Consider the following 25,710-nt stretch of genomic DNA (forward strand, 5'->3'; position numbering starts at 1 on the left):
ATTAAACATGAGGAGATGGAACCCGTGATCGTAAAACATTTGAATGACATGATCGGAACCAAGGACGATGTCGATACGAAAACATGGAACGCGCGTCGTATGCTGCTCAAGAAGGACGGGATGGGCTTCTCGCTCCATGACACGTTGATCAAAGCCGGGACGGAGACGTTGATTTGGTACCGTCACCATGTCGAGGCGGTATATTGCATCGAAGGCGAAGGCGAAATCGAGGTTGTCGGCGGACGCACATACCCGATTCGGCCGGGCACGCTGTACGCGCTGGACGGCCACGAGAAGCACCTGCTGCGCGCAGACAGCCAGCTGCGAATGGTATGCGTATTCAATCCGCCGTTAACCGGCGCCGAAGTGCATGACGAAGAAGGCGTATACCCGTTAGCGGCCGACAATTAATCCAAGGAGGCTCCTGTCATGAAAACAGATCGCATGAATGATCGGTTGAAGTTCGACCGGTATCCGTCCCGCGAACGGGAAGAACCGGAGCTCATGGAACGCGCGGACCCCGTATTATACGGCAAATGGATGCCGGATAGCCCGATTACCGAAGCGCAGGCCGATGACTATGAGCGGAACGGGTACCTATTCTTCGAGGACTTCTTCGCGCCGGACGAATTAGCCGCCTGGAAGGCGGAGCTGGCAAGACTGCAGCGGTTGTACGGCGAACGCGGCGCCGATCACGTTATCCTGGAACCCGGCAGCGACGAGGTGCGCTCCGTATTCGCCGTTCACGACAACAATTCCGTCTTTCAAGGACTTGCCGAACATAAGCGGCTAACCGGCATCGTGCGATTCCTGCTGGGGTCGAACGCCTACGTCCATCAATCCCGCATCAACTTCAAGCCCGGCTTTTCCGGCAAGGAATTTTACTGGCACTCCGATTTCGAGACCTGGCATGTGGAGGACGGGATGCCGGCCATGCGGGCACTGAGCGTCTCGATCGCGCTGGAAGACAATCATCCTTATAACGGACCGCTCATGGTCATGCCGGGCTCGCACAAGAAATTCGTCTCCTGCGTCGGCAGGACGCCCGAGAACCACTTCAAGCAATCGCTTCGGAGACAGGAGTACGGCGTTCCGGACCAAGACAGCCTCACTTCGCTTGCCCGTGAAGGCGGCATCGACATGCCGGTGGGCAAAGCGGGTTCGCTGCTCGTGTTCGACTGCAATCTCATGCACGGATCGGGCAGCAATATCTCGCCGTACCCGCGCAGCAACGTCTTCATCGTCTATAACAGCGTTGAGAATCGACTGGTTCAGCCGTTCTCCGGCCAGAAGCCGAGACCCGAATACATCGCCGCGCGCGACGGCCGATTAAGCTCGCCGTCATCGCGCCGGGTATGCCGGCAGTAGATTCGTATTCAACGTCTATAGGCTTTACAAGGACATCTTCTATCGTGTAGGCTATAAGGAGCCAATTTCATATCGTTTCACCGGAGGAGCCTGTCATTGACGGGCTCTTTTTGTCGTTTTTCGAGCCTATCATGCAAATTCATTTCTAGGAGGAAACAATGGAACAACAAGCAATTTGGGCCGTTATCATCTTTTTGGCTTCGTACGCGCTCATTATCTCGGAGAAGATCCATCGGACAATCGTCGCGATGCTGGGCGGACTGATCGTCGTCGTATTCGGCATCGTCGATCAGGACACGGCGCTGCATCATGTCGACTTCAATACGTTAGGCCTGCTGATCGGCATGATGATCATCGTCTCGATTACAGCGGATACCGGATTGTTCAAATATATTGCCATCTGGTCCGCCAAGAAAGCGAAAGGGCAGCCCGTCCGCATTATGATCGTTCTTGCTCTGATTACGGCCGTCGGCTCTGCCTTCCTGGATAACGTGACGACGGTACTCTTGATGGTACCCGTCACGTTCAGCATCACCAGGCAGCTTCGGGTCACGCCGATTCCGTTCCTCATGACGCAGATTATGGCATCCAACGTCGGCGGTACCGCGACTTTGATCGGCGATCCGCCGAATATCATGATCGGAAGCGCGGTGAAGGAGCTTACGTTCATGGCATTCATCGGTAATTTGGGCCCCATCGTCCTTATTATCATGGCGTCTTACATGCCGTTATTCGTATTGTTGTTTCGCAGACAAATTCAAGCCTCGCCTGAACGGATAAGAGACATCATGGCGCTCGAACAATCCGGTACCATTACCGATGCCAGATTGCTGATCAAGTGCTTAACCGTACTTGGACTTACGATCGCAGCGTTCTTCCTGCACCAGCTTCTGCACGTCGAATCCGCGGCCGTTGCGCTTGGCGGCGCGTTTATCCTGCTGTTGTTGACGGGAGAGCATCATATGGAAGAGGCATTCAGCAGAGTGGAGTGGATGACGATTTTCTTCTTCGTCGGACTGTTCTCGCTTGTATCCGGACTTGTCGAAACCGGCGTTATCTCAGAGCTCGCGGCGCAAGCCATCGAGCTTACGGGAGGCAATGTCGCGGCGAGTTCCATGTTGATTCTTTGGCTCAGCGCCATAGCGTCCGCATTCCTGGATAATATCCCGTTCGTGGCGACGATGATTCCGATGATTCAAGAAATGGGCAGCATGGGGATCCGCGATTTGGAACCGCTATGGTGGAGTTTGGCGCTTGGCGCATGCTTGGGGGGAAACGGCACCTTGATCGGTTCGAGCGCCAATCTCATTACGGCAGGGCTTTCCGCCAAAGAAGGCCATCCGATCCGCTTCATGGCTTACATGAAAATCGCGCTGCCGCTTATGCTGTTGTCCGTCTTCATGGCGGCCGGATATATCTATCTTCGATATTTAATGTAGGAAAGGCCAACCATGACAAAATTGTTGAAACCCCGTATATCGACACCGCGGTTGATTATTCTCGGATTCGCCTTGCTAGTGCTGACAGGGATGATTCTGCTTGCGTTACCGGCTTCGTCCGCCTCGGGGAGGAGCATGGGACTCGTCGACGCGATGTTTATCTCCACTTCGGCGGTATGCGTGACCGGACTATCGGTTCTCGACGTTCCATCCACCTTTTCCGTATTATGTGGGAGGATGATCGCAATGTTAAACATGAAAAAAACTATGGCTGTATCGGTACTCTCCGCGGCACTTCTCATTCCGGGCATCGCCCAGGCCCGGGACATGGGAGCGATGGAAGCCAAGCCGGACGCAATGATGGAACCAAGCGCGATGATGGAACCAAGCGCGATGATGGATATGAAAGGATTCGTTCCGTTAAGGATGTTTGCAGAAACGCTTGGCTATAGCATCATGTGGAATAAGGACGATCGCTCCATCACGTTAACGTACATGAATACGGGGATGAATATGTCCGTTGCGGACGCAGCTATGCAAATGTCCAGCCAGCCTGAAATGTCGATGAATGCGATGTATACGATCACATTGATGGCGGATTCCAATGTCATCATGGTCGGTACGGATAAGAAGATGCTGAAACAGAGTCCAATGCTGATGCACGGAATCGTATATATCAGCAAAGACGTCGTAACCTCGTATTTGCTTGCTCCCTTCATGATGAAATCGATGAATTGATTTTTTCAACAAGCACGCTTCAATAGGAAAATGCCCGGATTACGAGGCAGGAGAATGCGGCGGGACCCTCCATCGGGTCCCGTTGTTTTGTCGTACGCCCGGCCCGGTTAAAGGATCACTTCATAGCAGCCGATGGCAATCAAGAGGATGCACCCTAGCAAATCCGCATAGCTGCCAAGCCATGATTTCGCCATTCGATTGCCGAACCGAATGCCGGCATCCACGGATAGCAGCGAGAATAGACCAACCGATATCGCCGTAAACGCGGGAGAAACGCCGCTGGCCCCTGCACCCAAGCCGGTTGCGATGCAGTTCAGCGACAGCGCGAACCCGAGCGATAGCGATTCGCCCCATGAAATAATCTGGTTGCTGTCTCTGTCGGTTTTCGCCGCCATCGCAAGCGTCTTATCCGCTGCGCCGGACGAGCTAGCCGAACTCCGGCGGCTGACGACAGCCGAACGAAGTCCCCAGGCGCCTAAAATCACAATGATGCTTCCGCCGATGAAATTGCCCAATGAGGCCGTGATGAAATGGGATAAGTACCTGCCGGCCGTCATGGCCAGGAAGGTGGAAATAACGGAGAACAACGCGATAAGCAGATTTGAAAGCAACGGTACTTTCGTTGAACGCGACCCGAACGATAAGCCGATTCCTAAATTATCCAAATTCGAAGCAATCCCGATGCTGGCGATCGATAACCAGTGCATGATTCCGCCCCCCGTAAGATCAGTCACTTACATTATGCTTGAAGTCGCCCAGATGAAACAGATATTATATCTATGGAGACCGCTGAATAAATATTAGGGCAACCGGTTTATGCAGGATGAAGAACGGGTAATAGTATGGTTTAATATTTTCAAGGCAGCATGATTCGACAACGTATTTTCCAGCTAAATACTATACTGGGCAATAGGGTAATTGATGGGGTCCTTTCATTATCTAAGGGGGCGCGGTGCATGTACTCAATGCTAATCGTCGATGACGAGAGATGGGTTCGGCAAGGGCTGAAGAAGACCATTGATTGGGAGGCTTACGGCATTGAAGTATGGGGCGAGGCAGTGAATGGATTGGAAGCGTTTACATGGCTTTCGAAAAGCCAGCCCGACATCGTGATCACCGATATCAAGATGCCCGGCATGGACGGCTTAACCCTGCTGGAACACATCAACAAACAAAAGATGCATACGAAAGTGATCATCATCAGCGGCTACAGCGATTTCTCCTATGCGCAGAAGGCGGTAAGATGCGGAGCTTACGGATACGTGCTGAAGCCGATCCAGGAACGCGATCTCCTCGAGATCGTGCAGCAATGCGTGGAGGAGCTGGACAACGATCATAAACGGGCCAGCATCATCGAGGAGATGAAGGGGCAAATCCGCGAAAGCATGCCGCTGGCAAGGCAGAGATACCTCGAACAGCTCCTGCGGGGATACAGTATTCCGCTCATCCAGGATGCGGCAACGATATGCCGTACGCTGCAGCTGCCGTTGAATCCTTACGATATGCAAGTCGCGGTCGTTCGCATACACGATTGGGGCTCTAAAGGCGATACGCGGCATAGCAGAAGCTCTCTGCTTTACGCCATCGGGAACATAGCCGAAGAGTTGTTGAAGAGTACGGGGTACCGGTCGGTTCTATGCATTCTGAGCGATGAAGACGGCGATGCTGCGCTGGTGCTTTCGCCGGAACTAGAGGCATCGCTCGACAAGAGGACGATTGTTCCTTCCGTGCTGCTCAACGTGCTGGAAGAGAGCAGCCGGTTATTGCAGGTAACCGCCAGCGTAGGTTTAAGCCGGAACATCGGATGGGACAAACTTTCAAGCGCGTATACCGAAGCCGTCTACGCGTGCAGTTATTCCTTTTTTAAGGGGAAAGGCAAGCTGTACGAATCCGAGCACCTTCCGCCGCATCGCGCCGATATTGGCGTTCCGTCGGTGTGTCCGAGTGCGGAATGGGAAAACCGGGTCACGCATGCGATCAAAATCGGAGACAATCAATTGATCGTTCAGACGGCATTGGAGCTGCAGCAGCATATTGAAGGGATCATGCAGAAATACGATCCGCTGCATATCATTAAGGGGCTTCGAATCCTGCTGGCCAATTTGTATTTCAAGCTGAAGGGCTGCATCCATAAAGTGGATCCGGTCGAACGAAGCACGCTGCGGGAGCTGCTTCCGCATAGCTTCCAGCTGGAGGACCTGAACAATCAGCTTGTGGAGGAATTATTGAAGTGGAGCTCCAGGATTCGCGAAACGGCAAGCCGCTCCAGAGTCGTCGAGCTGGGACTCGAATATATCGGAAATCGCTTCACCCAGCAAATTACGCTGCAGGATGTTTCCAACCACCTCTACGTCAATGCTTCGTCGTTCAGCCGATTGTTCCATGAGGAAGTAGGAGAGACGTTCATTCGCTACGTGACGGGATTGCGTATCTCCAAAGCGAAGCAGCTGTTGAAAGGCACGACGAAGAAAATTTATGAAATCTCGGATGAGGTCGGATATAACGATTTTCGCCATTTCGTCAAAACATTCAAAGAAATCGCAGGGCTGACGCCGTCTCAATATCGGGATAGCGTTTAGCCGCAACAATAATTGGGGTTGAGCGAGCATGAGGTTTTTGCAGCGCAAAGAGTTTTGGAATTCAATCGGCTTCAAGGTGTTCGTGCTCTACTTCGTCTCGATGTCTCTCACCGTTGCCCTGATGGGGTTTCTGTTCTTCACGAAATCGACGTTCGTCATTCAATCCAATGCGGGGTCCATTGCGCTTCAGACGATCGAACAGGCCGAGAAACGGCTGAAGACGATCATGGACGAATACGATAACCGTTCGCAGGTGATACTCGGCTATCGAGATCTGCAGCAGGGTATAATCGGGAATTTCTCCGATTATTACGATCGGGTCAAAAATTCATCGACGATCGCCAACTTCGTAACGAACATGGTCAATTCCAAGAACGATACCGTCACCATGAATATTATCGGGATGTATGATACTTCTTACCGTTATTCCAACATTACGTCTTCGGGGTTTACGGTATTGCCCAAAGCGGATCCGTCGTTATTGAAGCAGGCTTGGTGCCGCCAGATTATCGAAGCTGACGGGAAAGTGGTCCGATTCGGCATCGGATACTCGTTCATGCCGATCGACAGCCCGGATTATGAGAATACCCCCGTTTACGTCTTCGGCAGGGCGCTTAAAGACCTGCAGGGGCAAGGCGAAATCATCGGCGTTCTGCTGTACGAAATCAATCCGGCGGAAATTCAGAATATCCTCAGCGAGATTGATTTCAGCACCTCCGGCAATACATTTATTATGAATCGGTCAGGCGAAATCATCGCCCAGGATCCGGGGACGATCCTGCCTGGGGAATTGTCGAGTCTGTCGATGCCTAACGCGCCGCATGGAACGCTCAACGCCCGCATCCAAGGAAAGGAAAAGCTGATCGTTTACCGGGAGATGGAAGGTACGGACTGGCTGTTGGTTGGCATGGTGCCGATGAAGAACTTAGTCAAAGGCGCGCAGCAGATCAAGACGTATACGCTCTATCTTGCGCTTGCTTTCGTCGTCGTTGCCGTCGTGCTGTCCGTCGTCGTCGGACGATACGTTCACAGCCCCGTCTATACGCTGATGCGTTACATGAAGAAGGCGCGGGAAGGCGATTTCGAGGCGAGGATACCCCGCAAGCGCAAGGACGAATTCGGCATCCTGTTCGATAGCTTCAACGTGATGGTGTTTCGCATCAAGCAGCTGATCGACGAATTGTACATCCAGCGTCTCTTGAAGAAAGAAACGCAATTGAAAATGCTGGCCTCGCAAATAAACGCTCATTTTATCTACAATACATTGGATTCGATCCACTGGATTTCGCGCATGTACAAGATCGATGCGATCAGTACCATGATATTCGGCTTATCGAGATATTTGCGGTTAAGCTTAAGCGACGGCAGGGAATACGTTACGGTAGAAGAGGCTGCCGAGCTGGTCGAGAGCTATCTCTCGATTCAGAAGGCGAGATACGAGGACAAGTTTGCGGTAGACGTCGTCTTGGATCCGGCGATCAAGCATAACACCGTGTTGAAGTTCCTGTTCCAACCGCTCGTCGAGAACGCGATCTATCACGGCATCGAGAACTTAACGGGCAAAGGCGAGCTTCAGATCTCTTGGACGAAGAGGGACGGCGACCTATTGTTTACCGTGACGGATAACGGAGTAGGCATACCCGAGGATCAGCTGGAACAAATCAGAAGCACGTTGGAGCAGGCGGATATTCGCGACAACTTCGCATTGCGGAATATTAACGCGCAAATCAAACTGTCGTACGGGGGCAATTACGGACTGACGCTGGAGAGCGAATTGGGCAAGGGAACGCGCGTCAGCATGATCATTCCGCTGAAGGGTTAAACAAAACGAACTCAAGGATGCCGAATGCCAAAACTTCATTTTCTTAAACGCATTGGAAGCGCAACCAATAATAACAAGGGGGGTCGTAGCATGGAAGTGAAGATAAGCGTTCGCTTTATTTTCGTATTCCTGCTAGCCTGGCCTATTCTTGCCGGATGCTCCGACAGATTGCTGCAGACGACCGAAGGAGGGCGTTCCGGCATAAGCGAGTACAAGACCGGAGTCCCTCCGAGCCCGGTAACGATCGACTTCTGGTTCCCTTGGGGAGGAGACTACAGGAAGGAATTCAAAGCGAATGTCGTCGACGAATTCGAGAAGAAATTCCCTGCGATTAAAGTGAACATGACCTTCGTGGAGTCAACGGGAAATACGCAAGCATCGGATAAACTGCTTACGGCAATCGGGGCCTATAATCCGCCCGACGTCGCGCTGTTCGACCGGTTCCTGATCGATTCCTGGGCCGTCAAGGGGGCATTAACGGATTTGACGGATTATGCGGATGCCTCCGGGATTTCCCCCGGCGACTATTATGACGCGATCTGGAAAGAGGTTCTATACGACAACAAAGTATACGCCCTCCCGTGGGGGACGGATAACAGAGGAATGTTTTACAATAAAACGTTAATGAAAGCGGCGGGTCTTAATCCGGACAAACCTCCCGCGACGATCGAAGAGCTTGACGCGATGGCGGCCAAAATGTTCAAGCGGGGACTAAACGGCAAATACGAACAAGTCGGTTTTATCCCATGGATGAACCAGGGCTTCCTGTACACGCAAGGCTGGAACTGGGGCGGTCAATGGGAGAAGAACGGCAAGCTGGTTCCGAACGACCCGCAAATCGTGAAGGCGCTGGAATGGATGACAGGGTATGCGAAGACGTACAACATGGAGTCGTTGGACAGCTTCTCCAACGAAATCGGACAAACCGGCATGAATGCTTTCTTGACGGGCAAGGTCGGATTCGTATACGACGGCAATTGGCTCTTGAACGATCTAAGCAAATATCAGCCCGGGTTCCAATGGGGCGTCGCTCCGATGCCGGCTCCGAGCGGCAGGGAGCCCGTGACTTGGGCCGGCGGCTGGTCCTTCGTCATCCCGAAAGGCGCGAAGCACGAGAAGGAAGCATGGGAATTCATTAAATTCGTCACGAGCAAGGAAGGCGCGATGCTGTGGGCGAAACGCCAGACGGCGGGCAGCGATATTACTGCGATGCCTTCGGTGAACGAGGCGCTTCACTTGGAGAGAAACCCCAATCTTAAGGTATTCCTGGATCTGATTCCCAAGGCGTACACAAGGCCGGTCACGCCGGTCGGATCCTACTTGTGGAACGAGACGTTCCGGGTGCAGGATCTCGCGATCAACGGCAGGGGTACCCCGAAGGAATTACTCGATCAGACCAAGCGGAACGTGGATGCCCAGCTGGCCAAATTAAAACCGTTATCAGGGGGATAGCAATCATCCGTTTATAGCGTTCATGGTAACGGAGTCCGTCATATTAATAGCAGCGGCCTCGGTCCGAGTTCCATCGGACCGAGGCCGCTTTCGTCTCGCCTGCCCGATAAAGGTAGACGCATAACGATAGCTGCCCAAGCAATGGAACTGCAAAAAAAACACACTAATTGCAAAAGTAGATACGTTTTTCGGCGGAATGAAAACGCATACAATGAAGCTGTACTCGGGAGCGAGTGAAATTAAAGGGAGGGTACCAGATGGATCATGCGAAGGTAGGAACAGCGAAGAGGGCGAAACGGGCTGCAGCACTGTCTATAACCGCAATTACGGCGCTGTCTTTGACGCTTGCCGGCTGCGGCAGCAGCAACACGAACAACACGGCATCCAGCGGGGACGATGCGGCGAAGACGAACAACGCGGCATCCAGCGGGAACGACGCGGCGAAGACGGACAACGCGGCATCCGGCGGGGACGATTCGACCAAGACAGACAACGCGGCGGCCACCACGGACAGCGGCAGCAGTTCCGGCGAGAAAGTCAAAATCGATTTCTGGTTCCCGTGGGGCGGCGATTTCCAAAAAGACTTTAAAAAGACGGTCGTCGACCCGTTCGAAGCATCTCATCCGAATATTAAAGTCAACATGACTTTCGTGGAAACAACGGGACAAACGCAAGCCTCCGATAAATTGCTGACTGCCATCGCGGGGGGCAACCCGCCGGACGTTGCTTTGTTCGACCGCTTCTTGATCGGTTCTTGGGCAGCGAAAGGCTCGCTGACGAATATCAAGGATTATGTCGACACGGCGTCCGACCTTCATGCAGACGATTACTACCCTGGACTCTGGGCCGAAGTCGTCTATAAAGACGGCGTATACGGCCTGCCGTGGGGAACGGATACCCGCGCCATGTACTATAACAAAACATTGATGAAACAAGCCGGGCTCGATCCGGAAAGTCCGCCGAAAACGCTGCAAGAGCTGGATCAAATGGCCGAAAAAGTCTTTAAAAAGGGCAAAAACGGCAAATATGACACGATCGGCTTCATTCCATGGATGAACCAAGGCTTCTTCTATACGCAAGCTTGGAACTGGGGCGGCAAGTGGGAAGACGGTGAACATAACCTGACTCCGAACGATCCGCAGAACGTAAAAGCGCTTCAATGGATGGCGGACTACGCGAAGAAGTACGATATCGCCAACCTGACAAGCTTCTCCGATGCGATGGGTCAAACGGGCATGAATCCATTCTGGTCCGGTAAAGTCGGCTTCATGTTCGACGGTAACTGGACACTGAACGACTTGGCTAAATACAAGCCGAACTTCGAGTGGGGCGTAGCGCCGATGCCAGCGGCCGAAGGCTTCAATCCGGTTACGTGGGCAGGCGGCTGGTCGTACGTTATTCCTAAAGGCTCCAAGCATGAGAAAGAAGCATGGGAGTTCATTAAATACGTAGCCGGTCACGACGGTACGCTCGGCTATGCGAAACGCGCTAACGCGGGCAACGACATCACGGCCATGCCTTCCGTCAATACCGAGCTTAAACTCGCCGACAATCCTAACCTGAAAGTGTTCCTTGATTTGATGCCTACGGCCTTTACAAGACCGGTAACACCGGTAGGTTCCTTCCTCTGGAACGAAACCATGCGCGTGCAGGATTTGGCGATCCATGGCAAAGGCGATCCGAAGGCGTTGCTGGATGAAGTGAAGAAGAACGTCGATGCTGAGCTTGCGAAGCAAGGCGGTTAATCCGGACTTGCGTCAATAAGCAAATCGAGGTTGGGCGGATACATTCCGCCCCTTCTCTCTTTATACAGAATCGGATCGATAGAAGGAGGTAATGGGATTGGCCGAAATCGGAACGACCGCTCATAGCGATACAGCTGCCATCATGCGGACGAGCAAGAAGAAAGCGACGAAATTCGAGAGAAAGCTCGCCTTGTACGGCTTGCTCTTCGCATCGCCCTGGATTCTGGGATTACTCGCGTTTAACGTCTATCCGTTACTGGCGTCGGCTTACTACAGCTTTACGACGTACAGCATCCTGGAACCCGGCAAGTTCGTCGGCTTCGAGAACTATTCGCTCTTGCTCAAAGACGATATCTTCTGGAAAAGCATATCCAATACATTGTACTACACGTTTATTTTCGTGCCCTTGAGTATCGTGCAGGGCGTGGCGCTAGCCATGCTGCTCAATTTGAGAATCAAAGGGCAGGGCATTTATCGAACGCTGTTGTTCATCCCGAGCTTGGTTCCGGAAATCGCAACCGTCATCATTTGGCTGTGGCTGCTTAACCCTCAGTTCGGCCTGGTTAACTTCTGGCTTGATAAAATCGGGATTTCCGGACCGCCCTGGATCGGAAGCGAAGCCTGGTCCAAGCCATCGTTGATTCTGATGAGCTTATGGGGGACGGGGCAGGCGGTCGTCATCTACTTGGCCGGCTTGCAGGATGTGCCGCAGGATTATTACGACGCCGCGCAAGTGGATGGCGCCAACGCATGGCAGCGGATGAAGACGATCACGCTCCCGCTGCTCACGCCGGTTATTTTCTTCAACATGATTATGGGAACGATCGGCGCGCTGCAGAACTTCGTTCTGCCGTACACGCTGACGAACGGGCAAGGCACTCCGGCCAATTCCATGATGTTCTACGTCATGTATCTGTACACGAACGGCTTCGCTTACTTGAAGATGGGCTATGCATCGGCGATGGCATGGATTCTGTTCATCATCGTCGTCGTTCTAACGGCGATCATATTCGCAACGCAAAAACGTTGGGTCCACTACCAAGGAAGGGAATAGGGGGTAAACCGTCATGGAAACAAGCAGCAGACTTAAAGTCTATCAGAAGGCATTGGCTCATCTCGTTCTCATCGTTATCGGTTTGTTTTTCCTATCTCCTTTTCTCTGGATGGTGTCCACCTCGCTCAAGGCGAACAGTGAATTGTTCAATTGGCCGCCGAAGTGGATTCCGAGCACATGGGTATGGAGCAACTATCCGGATGCGATCAATTATATTCCGTTTTTCAAATATTTATCGAACTCGCTCATTATCGCCGGTCTGGCGACCGTAGCCGTACTCCTGTCCTGTCCGCTTGTCGCGTACAGCTTGGCGCGTATTCCGTGGAAAGGCTCCAAGCCGATATTCGGCGCGACGCTGATCGTGATGATGATGCCGTATCAAGTCACGATGATCCCGATCTTCATCACGTTCAAGAATATCGGTTGGGTAGGCACGAACATTCCGTTATGGCTTCCGGCATTATTCGGCGTTCCGTTCTATATCTTCTTGCTTCGCCAGTTCTTCATGGGGCTGCCCAAGGAGCTTGAAGATGCCGCGAGGATCGACGGCGCGTCCGAGCTGCGGATCTATTCGCGCATCATGCTTCCGCTGTGCAAGCCGGCGTTGCTGACGATTGCGCTGTTCCAATTCATGGGCAGCTGGAAGGACTATCAAGGCCCGCTGATCTACTTGTCCACCGAGAGCCAATATACGCTGATGCTCGGGATGCAGGCGTTCAAGTCCCAGCACGGCGCCGAATGGCAGCTGATGATGGCTACGCTCGTCATGATTACGTTCCCGATCATGGTTCTGTATTTCTTGGTGCAGAAGGCGTTTATCCGCGGGATCACGTTCACGGGAATCAAATAAACGCGAATGGCAAGGAAGGAACGGAGCTCTGTATGAACGCGGGATACAGGGCTCTTTCCCGATGAGTCTTGCTGGCTGGAAGCGTTGCTATAGGAAGGGAGCGAAGAAGCATGAGCGCGGATCGTTCCATGAATAAGGGATCGAATACCAACCACGTAGAAGGAAGTATTTCGGCCGAAATTGCCTCCGGTCACCCGACCGGAGGCAGGGACATTCCATCCGATGAAGGTAATACCGAGGTTCATGTTCGCTTGGCTTTAATGGAGCTGTGGGGAATCAACGAGGAACTGCAGCCGCTCGGCCCGGGCTCTACCGCGCGGGTGTGGCTGACGACGAACGCGATCGTCAAATTGGCGCGCGATGACATCCATCACTTCAATGCCGGTTTACGTGCCAGTCAGGCGGTAGAGGCAGCCGGTCTTCAAGCCGGCGCTCCGATTCTTAATCGGCTTGGTAATGTCAGTATCGAAATAACCGTCGGGCTTGATGCCTGGATGCTGGCCGTTCTGCGCCAAGTTAGCGGAACCGCCCGATCCATGCATGAGTTCGAGCCGGAAGCATTGGGCGAGTTGTTAGGGAAAATTCACGCGAGTTTGCGCAGTACGGATCCCGCGGGAGCCTGGGCGGTACAAGACGTGCTGGATCATATGAAGCGAGGGATATTGGATGCGCAATCGGCCCCGGCCCGTCAGATGATTGCTTCGTCCATTGAAGCCGTATCGGATTGGTACCGGCAAGCGAACCCGCGCCGGCAACTGATCCGCGGCGACGGACCGGAACTGTTGGTTCATGACGGCGTCGTGTCGGGCATGGTGGATTGGGGAGGGGTTCGGTATGGCAGCGTTGCCGATGATATCGGGTGTTGGACACTGCATGGCGCGACCCGAAGCATAGGGGATTATACGAGGGAATTCGTACGAGGCTATACGTCCGTCAGCCCGCTGTCGCCGGAGGAAGAGCTGGCAATACCGCTGTTCCAGCGGCTTCGTCTTGCATCGCGCGCCTGCTACGTCACGGATTCCGCAGCGTTAATCGCCATTGAACGATGGATGTCGAACATATAGCGGAGGTTGAATTCTTGTGTCAACCGGACGAGTCTCGACTAATTGCTATGGTAATTGCCGACCATGCTTTAGGCCAACGTGAAGCCCGAATGAAAAGGAATTGAGTATTGACAAGCAAAGGATTCGTTCTATATACTATCTACATTGTAATAATTACGTTTTAATCCGGGCGGAGGTCCGGATTAAAAAATAGACCTAGATCGTAATAATTACATTATAAAATCATGATTATTTTGGTCAATCACTTAAGGAGGAAAAGTAGTGAACATGAACTCGCATGACAGCATCCTGTTGCTCGAACTCGAAGAAGATCAAATTCCGTATCGAGAGTCGATCCGATGAAAAAGCTGTTTCGGCCCAGTAATCCCCCCTTGTTCGCTGAACGTAAACAATCCGTGCATAAATTCGCTGCCATTCGCGACCATCCATTCTTTTATAGAGCATTTCTATTGTCGTTGGCTATCGGCCTCCTCGTCACCATAACGGTCGCCGTGATGCTCGGACCCGTTCCCATTGCACCGGGAACGGTGTGGACAATCGCTTACTCTCACCTGCCGGGAGTAAACGGAGGGATGGCGGAGACGTGGAGTCAAGGACAGGGCCACATCGTTTGGGATATTCGCTTTCCGAGAGTTCTGCTCGGTGTAGCGGTAGGCGGCGGATTAGCCGTTGCAGGCGTGGCCATTCAAGCTCTGATACGCAATTCATTGGCGGATCCGTACATACTGGGCGTTTCTTCAGGAGCCTCCGTTGCGGCGACGCTCGTGATTTTGTTTGGCGCTTTTCGCTTTTTTGGACAATATGCATTATCGTTATCTTCCTTTCTCGGATCGCTTATTGCCATGGTCATGGTTGTTGTGCTGGCACGGGTAGGAGGCAGAATGTCGACCACCAGACTTTTGTTATCGGGTATCGCCGTATCCATGATCATGTCGGCAGCTACGAATTTCATCGTGGCCATGGCACCGCGGGAGGAAGGGATACGTTCTGCCATGTACTGGATGATGGGAGGACTCACTGCGGCAAAGTGGGATTATTTAACCATTCCAGCGTTAGTTGTCGTACTAGGAACCGTTCTATTGCTATTTCAGTACCGTGCCCTAAATGCACTGTTGATGGGTGAAGAAGCTGCCGTTACATTGGGGGTCGATATTCTTGCTTTTCGCAAATATTTGGTCATTATTGCTGCGCTCTTGACCGGGACAATCGTATCTGTAAGCGGTTCGATCGGCTTCGTCGGGCTAATGATTCCTCATATCGCAAGGCTATTGGTCGGCTCCGATCATAGACGCGTTCTCCCGGTAAGTCTATTGTTGGGCGCGATATTTATCGTTTGGTCGGACGTGTTGGCAAGGCTGTTGTTGGCGCCGGAAGAACTTCCGATCGGGATCGTCACCGCGTTATGCGGAGGTCCTTTTTTCATCTGGTTGTTGCGGCGCAGCGCTTATTCGTTCGGGGGTGCCAAATGAACATAACAGTTAAGGATCTGTCTTACCGCATCCAGGATAAACCATTGATTGCATCGATTTCTTTGGACATTCAAGAAGGTGAATTGGTCGGTTTGATCGGCCCGAACGGCAGCGGGAAATCGACATTGCTCAAAAATATGTACCGCGTGCTGGCGCCTGACCAGGGCGAAGTCTTCATGAACGACAAGGATTTATCTCGGATGTCGCACAAGGAATCCGCCAGACACGTTGCGGTGGTAAGCCAGGAGACCTCAGTCGCTTTCGATTTCACCGTTCAAGAGATTGTCTTCATGGGACGCAGCCCGCATAAAAAGATGTTTGATACGGATACGAGTCAAGACCGCGAAATCGTTCATCAAGCGTTGTCGCGCGTAGGACTGCTCCATAGAGCGAGAAGCAGCTTCTCTACATTGTCCGGCGGTGAGAAACAACGCGTCCTGATTGCGCGCGCAGTGGCTCAACAAGCCAGCTGTCTGATATTGGATGAACCGACCAATCATCTCGATATTCGGTATCAGCTGCAAATCATGGATTTGGTGAAGACGCTGAAGATCACTTCGCTTGCAGCACTGCATGATTTGAATATAGCCGCTTATTATTGCGATCGTTTGTACGTTTTGAAGGCCGGAAGGATCATCGCGTCCGGTAGCCCCGAACAAGTGCTGCGACAGGATCTATTGCAGGACGTGTTCGAGGTTGCGACGGAAATCAACAGGCACCCATTAACGGGGAAGCCGTCCATCACTTTCTTGCCGGAGATGGTTGTCCGATCATGAAATGTCAATTGCAAAGGAGAGCATTCCGTTGACGCTGACAAAATGCGGCTACTGTAATTTTATGTACGACGAATGGTATGGAGATACGCGAAACGGCGTTCCCGCCGGAACGCCTATTGCCGACTTGGCCGGTACCCTTTGCTCCCGCTGCGGCATTCAGGGAAATCGGCATGAGCGGCAGCCGGGACCGAGATATGCGGGACAGGAAGCTGAATATTACGACCAATTTGCCGGGAAAGCAGGAATCGGATTCTACAAAAACTGGCTGGAGACAGCAATGGATTCGACGAACGTGCTGGAACTTGGCGTGGGTACGGGCCGCCTGGCAGTTGAACTCGCGGAGATTGCCGCAAGCTACTGCGGCGTCGATTGGAGTCCGCGCATGTTGAAAATAGCCGATGCGAAGCGGAGGCGCTTATTCAAAGAAAAAGCGGATGATCGCCTGCAGCTGGTAGAAGCGGATATCTTGTCGTTCCAAGCGGATCGCCTTTATTCTCGCGTTTTATGCCCGAATGGTATCTTACAGCACTTTACTGACATGGGGGATCAAATCGTATTATTGCGCAACATAGGAAATTGGTTAACCGAAGGAGGCCAGCTTGCGGTGGATCTCTTATTGCCGCCTGGCGAACCCAGATGGGAGAGATTGCAGCGCAAGCGCTTGAAGTCCGATAAATGGATCGCACAGAGGATTGAAGGGGAAACATCGCTGTCCAGGCAGCTTTTCCGTTGCAGCATCGCGTATGAAACTTACGTCGAGGGGATGATGGAATCCCGCTATAACATTGAACGCGAATATGCGCTGATGACGCCTAAAGAAATGGTATTGTTGCTCGCGTCGGAAGGATATCAAGTAACGCGGATCATTGAAAATTACGGTTTATCTACGCCATGGCAAACGGCGATCCCGACGCAGCCGGGTGATCGGAAACCCGCGGAATCGTTAGAAGATACAATTACGGAAGGAAACAACGCGGCTTCTTATCGCCATGGGGCATGGATGGATGGGGGCTATCCGTTCGGTGACATGATGCCGGTTCATGCATTCACCCCGGTGACCATGACACTCATTGCGCAAAAGAAAACTTAGTCGTTGCAGTTCGACAACCAATTCGAAAACGGGGAGAAACATGGCTATGAAAAAGCGTAAGCTCACCATGATGATGATACTGGGAACGGCCCTCATTGTACTGTTAGCGGCTTGCGGAGATCATAAGCGGACGTCGTCCGCACGGCAGACGCAAGAACAGCCATTGATAACAAGCCCATCCGAAAAAGCGGCTGTCGTAATCGAAAATAGGGGCGAGAAGCTCGTTTTCCCGGAGGCGCCAAAACGGGCGATTACCCTGAATCAGCATGCGACTGAAGTGATGCTGGCACTCGGCTTGGAAGAATCGATGGTGGGAACAGCCTATCTGGATGATCGGATTTTGCCTGAATTTAAAGCGAAATACGACAAGATCCCGATTTTATCGGAGAAATATCCGTCCAAGGAAGTCTTCTTGGCGGCTTCTCCCGATTTTGCCTATGCCGGCTGGGAGAGCGCCTTCACTGAGAAATCATTGGGACTGAGATCGGATCTTGCCAAGCAAGGCGTGCTGACTTACGTGCAAGAATCGTCCAATAAGCCTTCCCCCACGCTGGAAGACGTATTCCAAGACATTCTGAACATCGGACGAATTTTCCGTGTCGACGGCAAAGCGAAGCAGGTCGTCAATGACATCCGCAAGAAGCTGGAAGATATTCAGGCTCGAATCGGCACTGTGAGCAAACCGCTTCAAGTATTCGTCTATGATAGCGGGGATGACAAGGCGTTCACGGCAGCTAATACCTACCTGACCAGCTTGATCAATACAGTCGGCGCGAAAAACATATTTGACGATTTGAACAAAGGATGGACAGAAGTCAGTTGGGAAGAGGTGGTCGCACGCAACCCGGACGTGATCGTAGTTGTCGATTACGGCGATACGACTGCGGCGAAGAAGATCGAGCTGCTTCAGAACAAGGCATCGCTAGTCGATGTCGATGCGATAAAAAACAAGCGCTTTATTGTACTGCCTCTCTCGGCGGCCGCAGAAGGCATCCGTGCGCCGATCGCGTTGCAAACCCTCGCCGAAGGATTGTATCCGGATCAAATACAACCTTAATTGGCCTTAATTGCTTGTGATCATTAGGTTGATTCGGCATGCGCCTACAAAAGGAGGATATCGATGACAACATGGAATTTGCAGCAAACCCAATGCCATTTGCTTATTTGCAATGGCGAGAGCTGCATGAGACGTTTGGGCGACGAGGTTACGCAAGCCATCCGGGACGAAATCAAAAAACTGGGAGTAGACGCTACGATGCATACGACGCGCACGCGCTGCAATGGGCGTTGCGCGGATGCATGCGTTGTAATCGCATATCCGGAAGGCATATGGTACAAGGATATTTCGCCTGAAGAAGGCGGAGCATTGGTCCGCAAACATAGCAAGGGAGAGCGGCTGGAGGAGAAGGCGGTCTACGCATTCGATCGGCAATTCGTGCCTACCGGCCGTTCGGCAATAGGAATAGAGAAAGAATAGAAAGGAGCCGCTTAGTTGAAGATGGTTCCCATTATTCTGCTTTCCGGTTTTTTGGGAAGCGGAAAAACAACGCTGCTCACGAGATTATTGGACGATGCCTTGGAGAAGGGACTGCGCCCTGCGATCGCATGATGTTCCAATACGCCTATCGGCAACTGGACCTGTTTCGCATTCAACCACAGGGGAACGTACTCGATGTTGCCGTATTCATGGGCGAGCGATTTCCGCGAAACGAGCTGGAGCTAAGATTGGAGCAGCGATTGCAGCAACGATAATAAGGTTAAAGTTGACCTTCGAATGGCGTGTAGAATAGCGAATCCGGATAAGGTCTCGGAGCCGGGTCTTCCCGGTCTTGAATCGTAATTATTACATAAAGGATCGAAGTGGGGACATTTGCATGGATCTTGAACATGGAGGAAGATACGATGAGACAAAAGGTTCATCAATGGTTTGAAGATAGTTTCGGCGAAGATTACTTGCTTGTGTACAAACACCGAGACGGACAAGAAGCCATAAGCGAGGTCCGTAAAATCATGGAATGGCTGAAGCTCCCTAGCGAGAGCCGCATTCTCGATTTATGCTGCGGTACGGGCAGGCATGCGCTTGTGCTGGCCGACTTAGGCTTCCGCGTCACGGGCGTCGACCTTTCATCCGTGCTCTTGCGAGAAGCGAGAGCAACCGATTCCGGAGGCCGCGTCCAATGGATTAGAAGCGATATGCGAGACCTGCCGTTCGCGGAGTACGAGCTGGAAGGATTCGACGGGGTCGTTAATTTCTTCACTTCTTTCGGTTATTTCGAGGAAGATAACGAGCAGTTGAAAGTGCTGAAGCAAATTCGGCGGGCGCTGAAACCAGAGGGACGCTTCGTGATTGACTATTTAAACGCGATAAATACCGCGGATAATCTGGTCCCGTATTCGGAACGAACGGAGCGGGGAACCGTCATTTCGGAGACGCGTTCGATCGATCGTGATTTTGTCATGAAAGAAATCATTGTCAAGGAACCGAATAGACCGTCACGCCGCTATATGGAACGCGTTAAACTCTATTCGCTGGAAAGGATGATCAGTCTGCTTGAAAATGCGGGTCTCGTTCTGGATGCGGTGTATGGGAGCTACGACGGGGACAGCTACGAGAAACGCCATTCAAAACGAATGATTATCGTAGGGCATCGGATCTGATCCTGTTCGGAGATCACAAGACCATGCAGCCGTAGTGGGCTTTCATTCGGCTGCATGGTCTTTTCTTGATGACAATGAGAGATTACATGGCTACGCAGCCCGCAAACTCGTTACGGAACCATTCCTCGTTCAGATTGCGCCCGATGACAACGAATTCGCTGGTCGGCACTTCATCGGATTTCCATTCCCGATCGGGATGGGAGCTGAAGAGCATATGAATCCCTTGGAAAACGATGCGTTGCTTCACGCCTTTGATGTGAAGAATACCTTTGTAGCGAAACGTATCCACGCCATGATCGGTTAACCATTCCTGAAGAAATTGTTCCACCTTGTTCAAATCGAGCGGGCGCGTCTCGCGGAAGAAGACGGAAGTCACCTGATCGTCATGTTCGTGGTCGTCTTCTTCCAAGAAACCGGGCTCGATTTCAAGTTTCTTCTGAAGGTCGAACGCATGGATTCCGAGAATCTGATGAAGCTCGATTCGGGATTGACGCGTCCGATAAATCTTGGCGGCTTGATTCATCGTACGAAGACGCTGCTCCAACTTTCGAAGCTCGTCTTCGGCGACGAGATCGGTTTTGTTGAGCAGCAGGACATCCGCGAACGCGACTTGCTCTTGCGCTTCATGTCCTTCGTCCAGATGCTGTTCGGCATGCTTGGCGTCCACGACAGTGACGATCGCGTCCAGATTATAGAATTGGGCCATTTCCTCGTCCACGAAAAACGTTTGCGCTACGGGCGCAGGATCGGCCAAGCCAGTCGTTTCGATCAGCACGCGGTCGAAATCAGCTTTGCGACGGCCGTTGTTGCCGAACTTTGCATCCTTTAATTCACTCAGAATCCGAATAAGGTCGCCACGCACCGTACAGCAAATGCAGCCATTGTTCATTTCAAAAATTTCCTCGTCTGCGCCTACGACAAGCTGGTTGTCGATGCCGACTTCTCCGAATTCGTTCACGATTACAGCAATCTTCTGGCCATGATCCGCTGTAAGCACATGGTTCAGCAAGGTCGTTTTACCTGCTCCTAGAAATCCGGTCAGCACGGTAACGGGGATGCGAGTATCCTCGGGGGATATCATTGCGATCAACTCCTTCTTATATGTAAATATTACAATTAAGAGTATAGGGTTTCTTATCTTGGTTGTCAAACACCGCAAGCTATATAGTGAAAATCAGCGCTTCGGCAATAGACTGAGCTTGATGTCGGAGCTTGATGCGCTTGACTAAGAGCACCAAGGTTGGTAAACTGTGATTAAAACGTAATTATTACATATAAGCTTGATTCTACACCGTAAAAATTACGAAATAATTACGAGGAGTACAACTTTGATGAGCAAGAATAGCAGCAGCCGGCTTCCGAGAGCGAAAGGCATCGATATGGCAGCCGTATATACGCCAAAAGAATGCGCAAATAAATCAAAACGAATTGTCATGCACGCGAGGAATCGTCAAATTATCGGAGAGTTTATTACGATCCTGGAATTGAGAGAACAATTTGATCGATTCGATGTTCAGGTTCCCAATAAAGCGGTCATGTTCGGACCTCCGGGCACAGGCAAGACGCTTACGGCTTTCTACCTGGCAGAGCGATTAGGTCTTCCGTTAATTGTCGCAAGACTGGATTCGATCATACACAGCCATCTCGGTGAAACGGCGAGCAATCTTCGAAGGATCTTCGAGTTTGCCAGGCCAAGCGGAAAGCCATTATTAACCGGACGTGTTTATCGTTTCATAACATCATGGAAGCTCATGACGAGTATGAGCCGCGTAAAGTTTAATCGTAATAATTACGTTAATTTCAATCAAGCAACTTAGGCAGGTGAAGTAGCTATGGGAACCTCCGCGGACCATGCGTACATAGCCAAGCTCGTCCACCATGGCGCACGTATTACGGAACAACGGAAAAAGTTGATTCACCTTCTGGCGAGCTGCGAACGCCCGTTAAGCGCCATGGAGATCTATCAAGAGCTGGAGCGATCGTTTCCACGCATGAGCTTCGGCACGGTGTATCAGAACATCAAGCTGCTGGCAGACTTGGAGCTCATTGAATCCTTCGTTATTTCCAATCAGCTTCGCTATCGATTGATTGACCGCGACCAGCCTCATTATCATTTCATTTGCATGGATTGCGAGAAAGCGACTTCCATTCCGTTTAATCCTTCCGAGACACCGATTCCCCTTCCTCAACAGTTGACCTTTGTCGATTTCAAGCTTGACGTATTTGGTTACTGCGAGCTTTGTTCTGATCCCGGAACGTTAGTTTCCAATGGCAAAAAAACGAATCGAATTAAAGGAGCCGATCGACATGAGTGAAACGATTCAGAGGCATCCGATTCCCGTAACAGTGCTTAGCGGTTATCTAGGTGCCGGTAAAACAACCGTTCTTAACCACATTCTGAATAACAGAGAAGGACTTCGGGTAGCCGTTATCGTCAACGATTTGAGCGAAGTCAATATTGATGCGGATTTAATTCGAGACGGCGGAGGGCTTAGCAGAACCGAAGAGAAACTGGTTGAAATGTCGAACGGGTGCATCTGCTGCACGCTTCGGGATGACTTGCTGAAGGAAGTAGAACGGTTGGCGCACGAACAACGATTCGATTACATGTTGATCGAGTCTACGGGTGTCGGAGAACCTCTTCCGGTTGCGCAGACGTTTACTTATGTGGACGATAGATTGAATATCGATTTGTCCAAATTAACGAGGCTTGATTGCATGGTTACGGTTGTCGACGCTTTTCATTTCTGGAAGGACTACAATACGCGCGAAAGTTTGATGGATCGCGGCCAGGCAGCAGGTGAGGATGATACGCGCAATGTCGTGCATTTGCTGATAAGCCAAGTGGAGTTTTGCGATGTGCTCATCCTTAACAAATGCGACATGGTATCCGAGGACGAGCTCGAGAAGTTGGAATCTGCGCTGAGAAGCCTGCAGCCAGGGGCTAAAATGCTGCGGAGCAGCTATGGGAAGATTGATCCCAAAGAAATTCTCGATACGCATTTATTCGATTTTGAAGCCGCAAGCCAATCTGCCGGCTGGATACAAGAACTGCAAAGGGATAAGCATGAACCCGAAACGGAAGAATACGGGATTCATTCGTTCGTCTATATGCGCAAAATACCGTTTCACCCTGAACGACTGCTTGCCACGTTAAGCAAATGGCCTGAGGAAGTTATCCGATCAAAAGGCATTATGTGGGTGGCAACGCGTAACAATACGGCAATCTCGTATAGCCAAGCCGGGGTATCGAGACAATTATCGCCTGCCGGCTTATGGGTCGCATCGTTATCCGATGAGGAGTTCTTTGACTATTTTGGAAGCAAATACGAGAAAACGTCCGATTGGGACGAGGAATATGGCGACCGGGTAACGAAGCTCGTACTTATCGGTGTGAAGATGGATCGAGGGCAGCTCACATCCAGGCTGGACACGGCGCTGCTGACGCCTCAGGAGATGGATATGGACTGGCGCAAATTCCACGACCCGCTGCCAAGATTCTAGGTGATCAGAATGCACTCCGATGATCTAGAAGAGCTGATTCTCACTGATCAAGGACGGGAACGATGGCAGCGAAGACAAAGGGAGCTAGAGCGATGGGTGGTCAGGCAGAAACCGCGAAGACGTCCCAAACAGACGGTCATTTTAAGAAATATCGTATTGGATGCAGAATGGCTCAAGGCGATCACGATTCTATGGCGCTCAGGGATTGATACGGAGCATTCATGTGCGGGCGTAAGCCTGTCCGATGAGCCGGTCGACCACTCGCTTTATGCCTATTTAACAATTCCCGAATCCGAAAGGGCAACAAGGTTTGTGCGCTTTACTATGGAACGCCTTCAACATCGGGTCCTTATTACATATGAGCCTCATGAAAAGCGTTATGATTTATCATCGTTTTTCATTCAACATAACCGTTCCTTTTGCTATTTAATGGAGCGATGCGCATTGAACTTTGCAACGCTGGACCCAGGGTAACACAAAACAACCCGTACTTGTCAGATGCTTCTGATCAAATACGGGTTGTTTTGAGTCCTTGGCCTGTAATAGGAGATATCCATCGATTATCGTTCAAAGCAACAAAATGATCCCGACTTAAAAAGGTTTGGATCAAACCGGTCACAATCGCGCCTAAAATGATATACTTGCCAGTCGCAAGGAACTCGTCGTTAATATGGGCAATCGTAGCGATGGCCTTGGCAAAATAAGTCGAAGTGAATACGATAGGATTTACGATGGGGGAGGCGATCAGGATGACCACTCCCAAATGAAGCGGCAGTCCTCGTTTGATGAAGCCTCTGACTACAGGAATAATTCCGCATTCGCAAATCGGAAAAAAGATGCCAAGCAAAGCGGCGGTAATGAAGGCGAAAAAGAAATTCTTAGGAATCATTCGTTGAATCCATCGTTCCGACAATGTCGCAATTACGAGTTAGGCGTTACGTATGCCGTTTCGTTCTAAAGTCATCTCCAATTCCCGAATGACATCTGCCTCGTCCCAATCAAGGCCGATAAGAACCAAATAAGAAACGCCTTCATACTGCGGAGCGGCTTCCCAAGTGACTCTTTTGCCGGAATATTGCAGGAGGAATGGTTCTGTCTGATGGCTAAATTTGAAATATCCTTTTGCTCGCAGCAACACTTCTTTATGCAATGCGAGAAATTGCTCAATTTGTCTGGAGGTGAGTTGTCCTAAAGAAGGCAATTCAAAAGAAAGCGTAGCGACGCGCGTAAATGAAGGGTTTTCATGAGACCGATTAGAGACAGCATCCAATATTCGGCGTTTACCTGAAACACCGACACCTCGCCCCGGAAGAGGTGTCAGGCGGGCATCTGATGCCTTCATTGTTTTCTCGATTCCTTCAAGCAATAGATCCGTATCGATATTGCTTTGAATCGCCGGCCAAATCGGGGAAGTGGCATTCTGTTTGCGAAGCGCTTTCTCTACCTTGAATCGAACCGAAGCCGAAACAAGATCCAGTTTATTCAGCACCAGAACGTCAGCCGTTTCAATTTGCCTGCGTAGCGTTCGGACTAATGCTTGGTCCGATTGGAACCAACTGTTATACGCAAGCACATGTTCGGCATCCAGAACCGTTACAATGCGTTGGAGTTTAACTTGGCGAAGCAGCTGCGGGTCTGAAAGCGCGAGCGCTACCTCCTCGGGGTTCGCTACTCCCGTTAGCTCGATAACGATCAAATCAGGGCGGTCGTCAATCAGTTCGAGCAGCTTTCCTGTCATTTCTTCTTTCTTGGAGCAGCACACGCAGCCATCTAGCAGCCGCGAAATGGAAAGGTCCAGACTCTCTTGCAGAATAAGGCCGTCGACGTCTTTTCTCCCCAGCTCGTTCATAAGAATCCCGGGTTTTAATCCTCGTTTTCCGGCTGCCGCTAGCAAACGAAGCAAGAGGGTGGTTTTGCCGCTGCCAAGGAAACCGCTTAAAATCAAGACGGGAATTCGCATGTGGCGCTCTCCTTTCTTCACAAAAGAATGATGTAATAATTACGATTATATCGATCGGGTACACGGATTACAACGGATCAATTCTCTCATTCCAGGTCAAATTCTTGACACTACGCACTAAAGGGACCTGCTATATTGCATC

At 51.3% G+C, this 25,710-nt stretch carries 25 protein-coding genes and 1 pseudogene; 22 read left to right on the forward strand and 4 right to left on the reverse strand.

All coding sequences use genetic code 11. The features are described from left to right. Nucleotides 1-24: 24 nt before the first annotated feature. The 4 genes from GXP70_RS14630 to GXP70_RS14645 all read left to right on the forward strand — a co-directional run bounded on the left by GXP70_RS14630 (nucleotide 25) and on the right by GXP70_RS14645 (nucleotide 3,545). Complete coding sequence (locus GXP70_RS14630; protein ID WP_162357500.1) at nucleotides 25-411, forward strand: ectoine synthase; 387 nt, start codon at nucleotides 25-27, stop codon at nucleotides 409-411. Between the two features lie 18 nt (nucleotides 412-429). After that, nucleotides 430-1,368 (forward strand): ectoine hydroxylase, encoded by a 939-nt coding sequence (gene thpD, locus GXP70_RS14635; protein WP_162357501.1) that lies wholly within the window; start codon nucleotides 430-432, stop codon nucleotides 1,366-1,368. A gap of 158 nt (nucleotides 1,369-1,526) precedes the next feature. Continuing rightward, nucleotides 1,527-2,807 (forward strand): ArsB/NhaD family transporter, encoded by a 1,281-nt coding sequence (locus tag GXP70_RS14640; protein ID WP_162357502.1) that lies wholly within the window; start codon nucleotides 1,527-1,529, stop codon nucleotides 2,805-2,807. Nucleotides 2,808-2,819: 12 nt separating this feature from the next. Further along, nucleotides 2,820-3,545 carry a stalk domain-containing protein gene (locus GXP70_RS14645; RefSeq protein WP_162357503.1) on the forward strand — a complete coding sequence of 242 codons (726 nt, stop codon included), beginning with the start codon at nucleotides 2,820-2,822 and terminating at the stop codon, nucleotides 3,543-3,545. 107 nt (nucleotides 3,546-3,652) lie between these two features. On the opposite strand, the gene GXP70_RS14650 is transcribed toward GXP70_RS14645, so the two are convergent. Beyond that, nucleotides 3,653-4,252 (reverse strand): manganese efflux pump, encoded by a 600-nt coding sequence (locus GXP70_RS14650; RefSeq protein ID WP_162357504.1) that lies wholly within the window; start codon nucleotides 4,250-4,252, stop codon nucleotides 3,653-3,655. A gap of 249 nt (nucleotides 4,253-4,501) precedes the next feature. Here GXP70_RS14650 and GXP70_RS14655 point away from each other — a divergent pair, with 249 nt between their 5' ends. From GXP70_RS14655 to GXP70_RS14720, 14 genes and pseudogenes are all read left to right on the forward strand, one after another. Continuing rightward, a complete protein-coding gene (locus GXP70_RS14655; RefSeq protein ID WP_162357505.1) occupies nucleotides 4,502-6,124 on the forward strand; it encodes a response regulator in 1,623 nt (540 codons plus the stop codon). Nucleotides 6,125-6,152: 28 nt separating this feature from the next. Next, nucleotides 6,153-7,946 (forward strand): cache domain-containing sensor histidine kinase, encoded by a 1,794-nt coding sequence (locus tag GXP70_RS14660; RefSeq protein ID WP_162357506.1) that lies wholly within the window; start codon nucleotides 6,153-6,155, stop codon nucleotides 7,944-7,946. Nucleotides 7,947-8,036: 90 nt separating this feature from the next. Then, nucleotides 8,037-9,398, forward strand: coding sequence for an ABC transporter substrate-binding protein (locus GXP70_RS14665; protein ID WP_162357507.1), 1,362 nt, complete (start codon nucleotides 8,037-8,039; stop codon nucleotides 9,396-9,398). A 257-nt stretch (nucleotides 9,399-9,655) separates the two neighbouring features. Next, complete coding sequence (locus GXP70_RS14670) at nucleotides 9,656-11,143, forward strand: ABC transporter substrate-binding protein (protein ID WP_162357508.1); 1,488 nt, start codon at nucleotides 9,656-9,658, stop codon at nucleotides 11,141-11,143. 97 nt (nucleotides 11,144-11,240) lie between these two features. Further along, nucleotides 11,241-12,197 carry a carbohydrate ABC transporter permease gene (locus tag GXP70_RS14675; RefSeq protein WP_225442807.1) on the forward strand — a complete coding sequence of 319 codons (957 nt, stop codon included), beginning with the start codon at nucleotides 11,241-11,243 and terminating at the stop codon, nucleotides 12,195-12,197. A 13-nt stretch (nucleotides 12,198-12,210) separates the two neighbouring features. Next, nucleotides 12,211-13,047: a carbohydrate ABC transporter permease gene (locus GXP70_RS14680; RefSeq protein WP_162357509.1), complete on the forward strand. Its 837-nt coding sequence runs from the start codon at nucleotides 12,211-12,213 to the stop codon at nucleotides 13,045-13,047. Between the two features lie 251 nt (nucleotides 13,048-13,298). Beyond that, nucleotides 13,299-14,111 (forward strand): phosphotransferase enzyme family protein, encoded by an 813-nt coding sequence (locus tag GXP70_RS14685; RefSeq protein ID WP_162357510.1) that lies wholly within the window; start codon nucleotides 13,299-13,301, stop codon nucleotides 14,109-14,111. Nucleotides 14,112-14,605: 494 nt separating this feature from the next. Beyond that, nucleotides 14,606-15,580, forward strand: a complete 975-nt coding sequence (locus GXP70_RS14690; protein WP_263864135.1) for a FecCD family ABC transporter permease — start codon at nucleotides 14,606-14,608, stop codon at nucleotides 15,578-15,580. Then, nucleotides 15,577-16,356: a heme ABC transporter ATP-binding protein gene (locus tag GXP70_RS14695; protein WP_162357512.1), complete on the forward strand. Its 780-nt coding sequence runs from the start codon at nucleotides 15,577-15,579 to the stop codon at nucleotides 16,354-16,356. The genes GXP70_RS14690 and GXP70_RS14695 overlap by 4 nt, the downstream gene beginning before the upstream one ends. Nucleotides 16,357-16,384: 28 nt before the next feature. Continuing rightward, on the forward strand, nucleotides 16,385-17,446 hold the full coding sequence (locus tag GXP70_RS14700; protein ID WP_162357513.1) for a methyltransferase domain-containing protein: 1,062 nt from the start codon (nucleotides 16,385-16,387) through the stop codon (nucleotides 17,444-17,446). Between the two features lie 46 nt (nucleotides 17,447-17,492). Beyond that, nucleotides 17,493-18,503 (forward strand): ABC transporter substrate-binding protein, encoded by a 1,011-nt coding sequence (locus GXP70_RS14705; RefSeq protein ID WP_162357514.1) that lies wholly within the window; start codon nucleotides 17,493-17,495, stop codon nucleotides 18,501-18,503. Nucleotides 18,504-18,566: 63 nt separating this feature from the next. Continuing rightward, nucleotides 18,567-18,923 (forward strand): (2Fe-2S) ferredoxin domain-containing protein, encoded by a 357-nt coding sequence (locus GXP70_RS14710; RefSeq protein ID WP_162357515.1) that lies wholly within the window; start codon nucleotides 18,567-18,569, stop codon nucleotides 18,921-18,923. A gap of 21 nt (nucleotides 18,924-18,944) precedes the next feature. Continuing rightward, nucleotides 18,945-19,049 (forward strand): annotated as a pseudogene (locus GXP70_RS14715) (GTP-binding protein); the annotation flags it as partial. Between the two features lie 299 nt (nucleotides 19,050-19,348). Further along, complete coding sequence (locus GXP70_RS14720) at nucleotides 19,349-20,104, forward strand: class I SAM-dependent methyltransferase (RefSeq protein WP_162357517.1); 756 nt, start codon at nucleotides 19,349-19,351, stop codon at nucleotides 20,102-20,104. Between the two features lie 82 nt (nucleotides 20,105-20,186). Here the strand turns inward: GXP70_RS14720 and GXP70_RS14725 are convergent, their stop codons facing one another. Next, on the reverse strand, nucleotides 20,187-21,185 hold the full coding sequence (locus GXP70_RS14725) for a CobW family GTP-binding protein (protein WP_162357518.1): 999 nt from the start codon (nucleotides 21,183-21,185) through the stop codon (nucleotides 20,187-20,189). A gap of 250 nt (nucleotides 21,186-21,435) precedes the next feature. Between GXP70_RS14725 and GXP70_RS14730 the strand changes: the two genes are divergently transcribed. The 4 genes from GXP70_RS14730 to GXP70_RS14745 all read left to right on the forward strand — a co-directional run bounded on the left by GXP70_RS14730 (nucleotide 21,436) and on the right by GXP70_RS14745 (nucleotide 24,082). Beyond that, a complete protein-coding gene (locus GXP70_RS14730) occupies nucleotides 21,436-21,921 on the forward strand; it encodes an ATP-binding protein (protein ID WP_162357519.1) in 486 nt (161 codons plus the stop codon). Nucleotides 21,922-21,936: 15 nt separating this feature from the next. After that, a complete protein-coding gene (locus tag GXP70_RS14735; protein ID WP_162357520.1) occupies nucleotides 21,937-22,419 on the forward strand; it encodes a Fur family transcriptional regulator in 483 nt (160 codons plus the stop codon). Beyond that, entirely contained in the window at nucleotides 22,412-23,608 is a 1,197-nt protein-coding gene (locus GXP70_RS14740; RefSeq protein WP_162357521.1) for a GTP-binding protein, read from the forward strand. The genes GXP70_RS14735 and GXP70_RS14740 overlap by 8 nt, the downstream gene beginning before the upstream one ends. A gap of 96 nt (nucleotides 23,609-23,704) precedes the next feature. Next, nucleotides 23,705-24,082, forward strand: coding sequence for a hypothetical protein (locus GXP70_RS14745; protein WP_225442808.1), 378 nt, complete (start codon nucleotides 23,705-23,707; stop codon nucleotides 24,080-24,082). A gap of 34 nt (nucleotides 24,083-24,116) precedes the next feature. Here GXP70_RS14745 and GXP70_RS14750 read toward each other — a convergent pair whose 3' ends face one another. Continuing rightward, entirely contained in the window at nucleotides 24,117-24,521 is a 405-nt protein-coding gene (locus tag GXP70_RS14750; protein ID WP_225442809.1) for a permease, read from the reverse strand. Between the two features lie 15 nt (nucleotides 24,522-24,536). Continuing rightward, nucleotides 24,537-25,568, reverse strand: coding sequence for a CobW family GTP-binding protein (locus tag GXP70_RS14755; protein WP_162357524.1), 1,032 nt, complete (start codon nucleotides 25,566-25,568; stop codon nucleotides 24,537-24,539). Nucleotides 25,569-25,710 lie beyond the last annotated feature (142 nt).

It is taken from the genome of Paenibacillus lycopersici (genome assembly GCF_010119935.1).
Taxonomy (GTDB): domain Bacteria; phylum Bacillota; class Bacilli; order Paenibacillales; family Paenibacillaceae; genus Paenibacillus_Z; species Paenibacillus_Z lycopersici.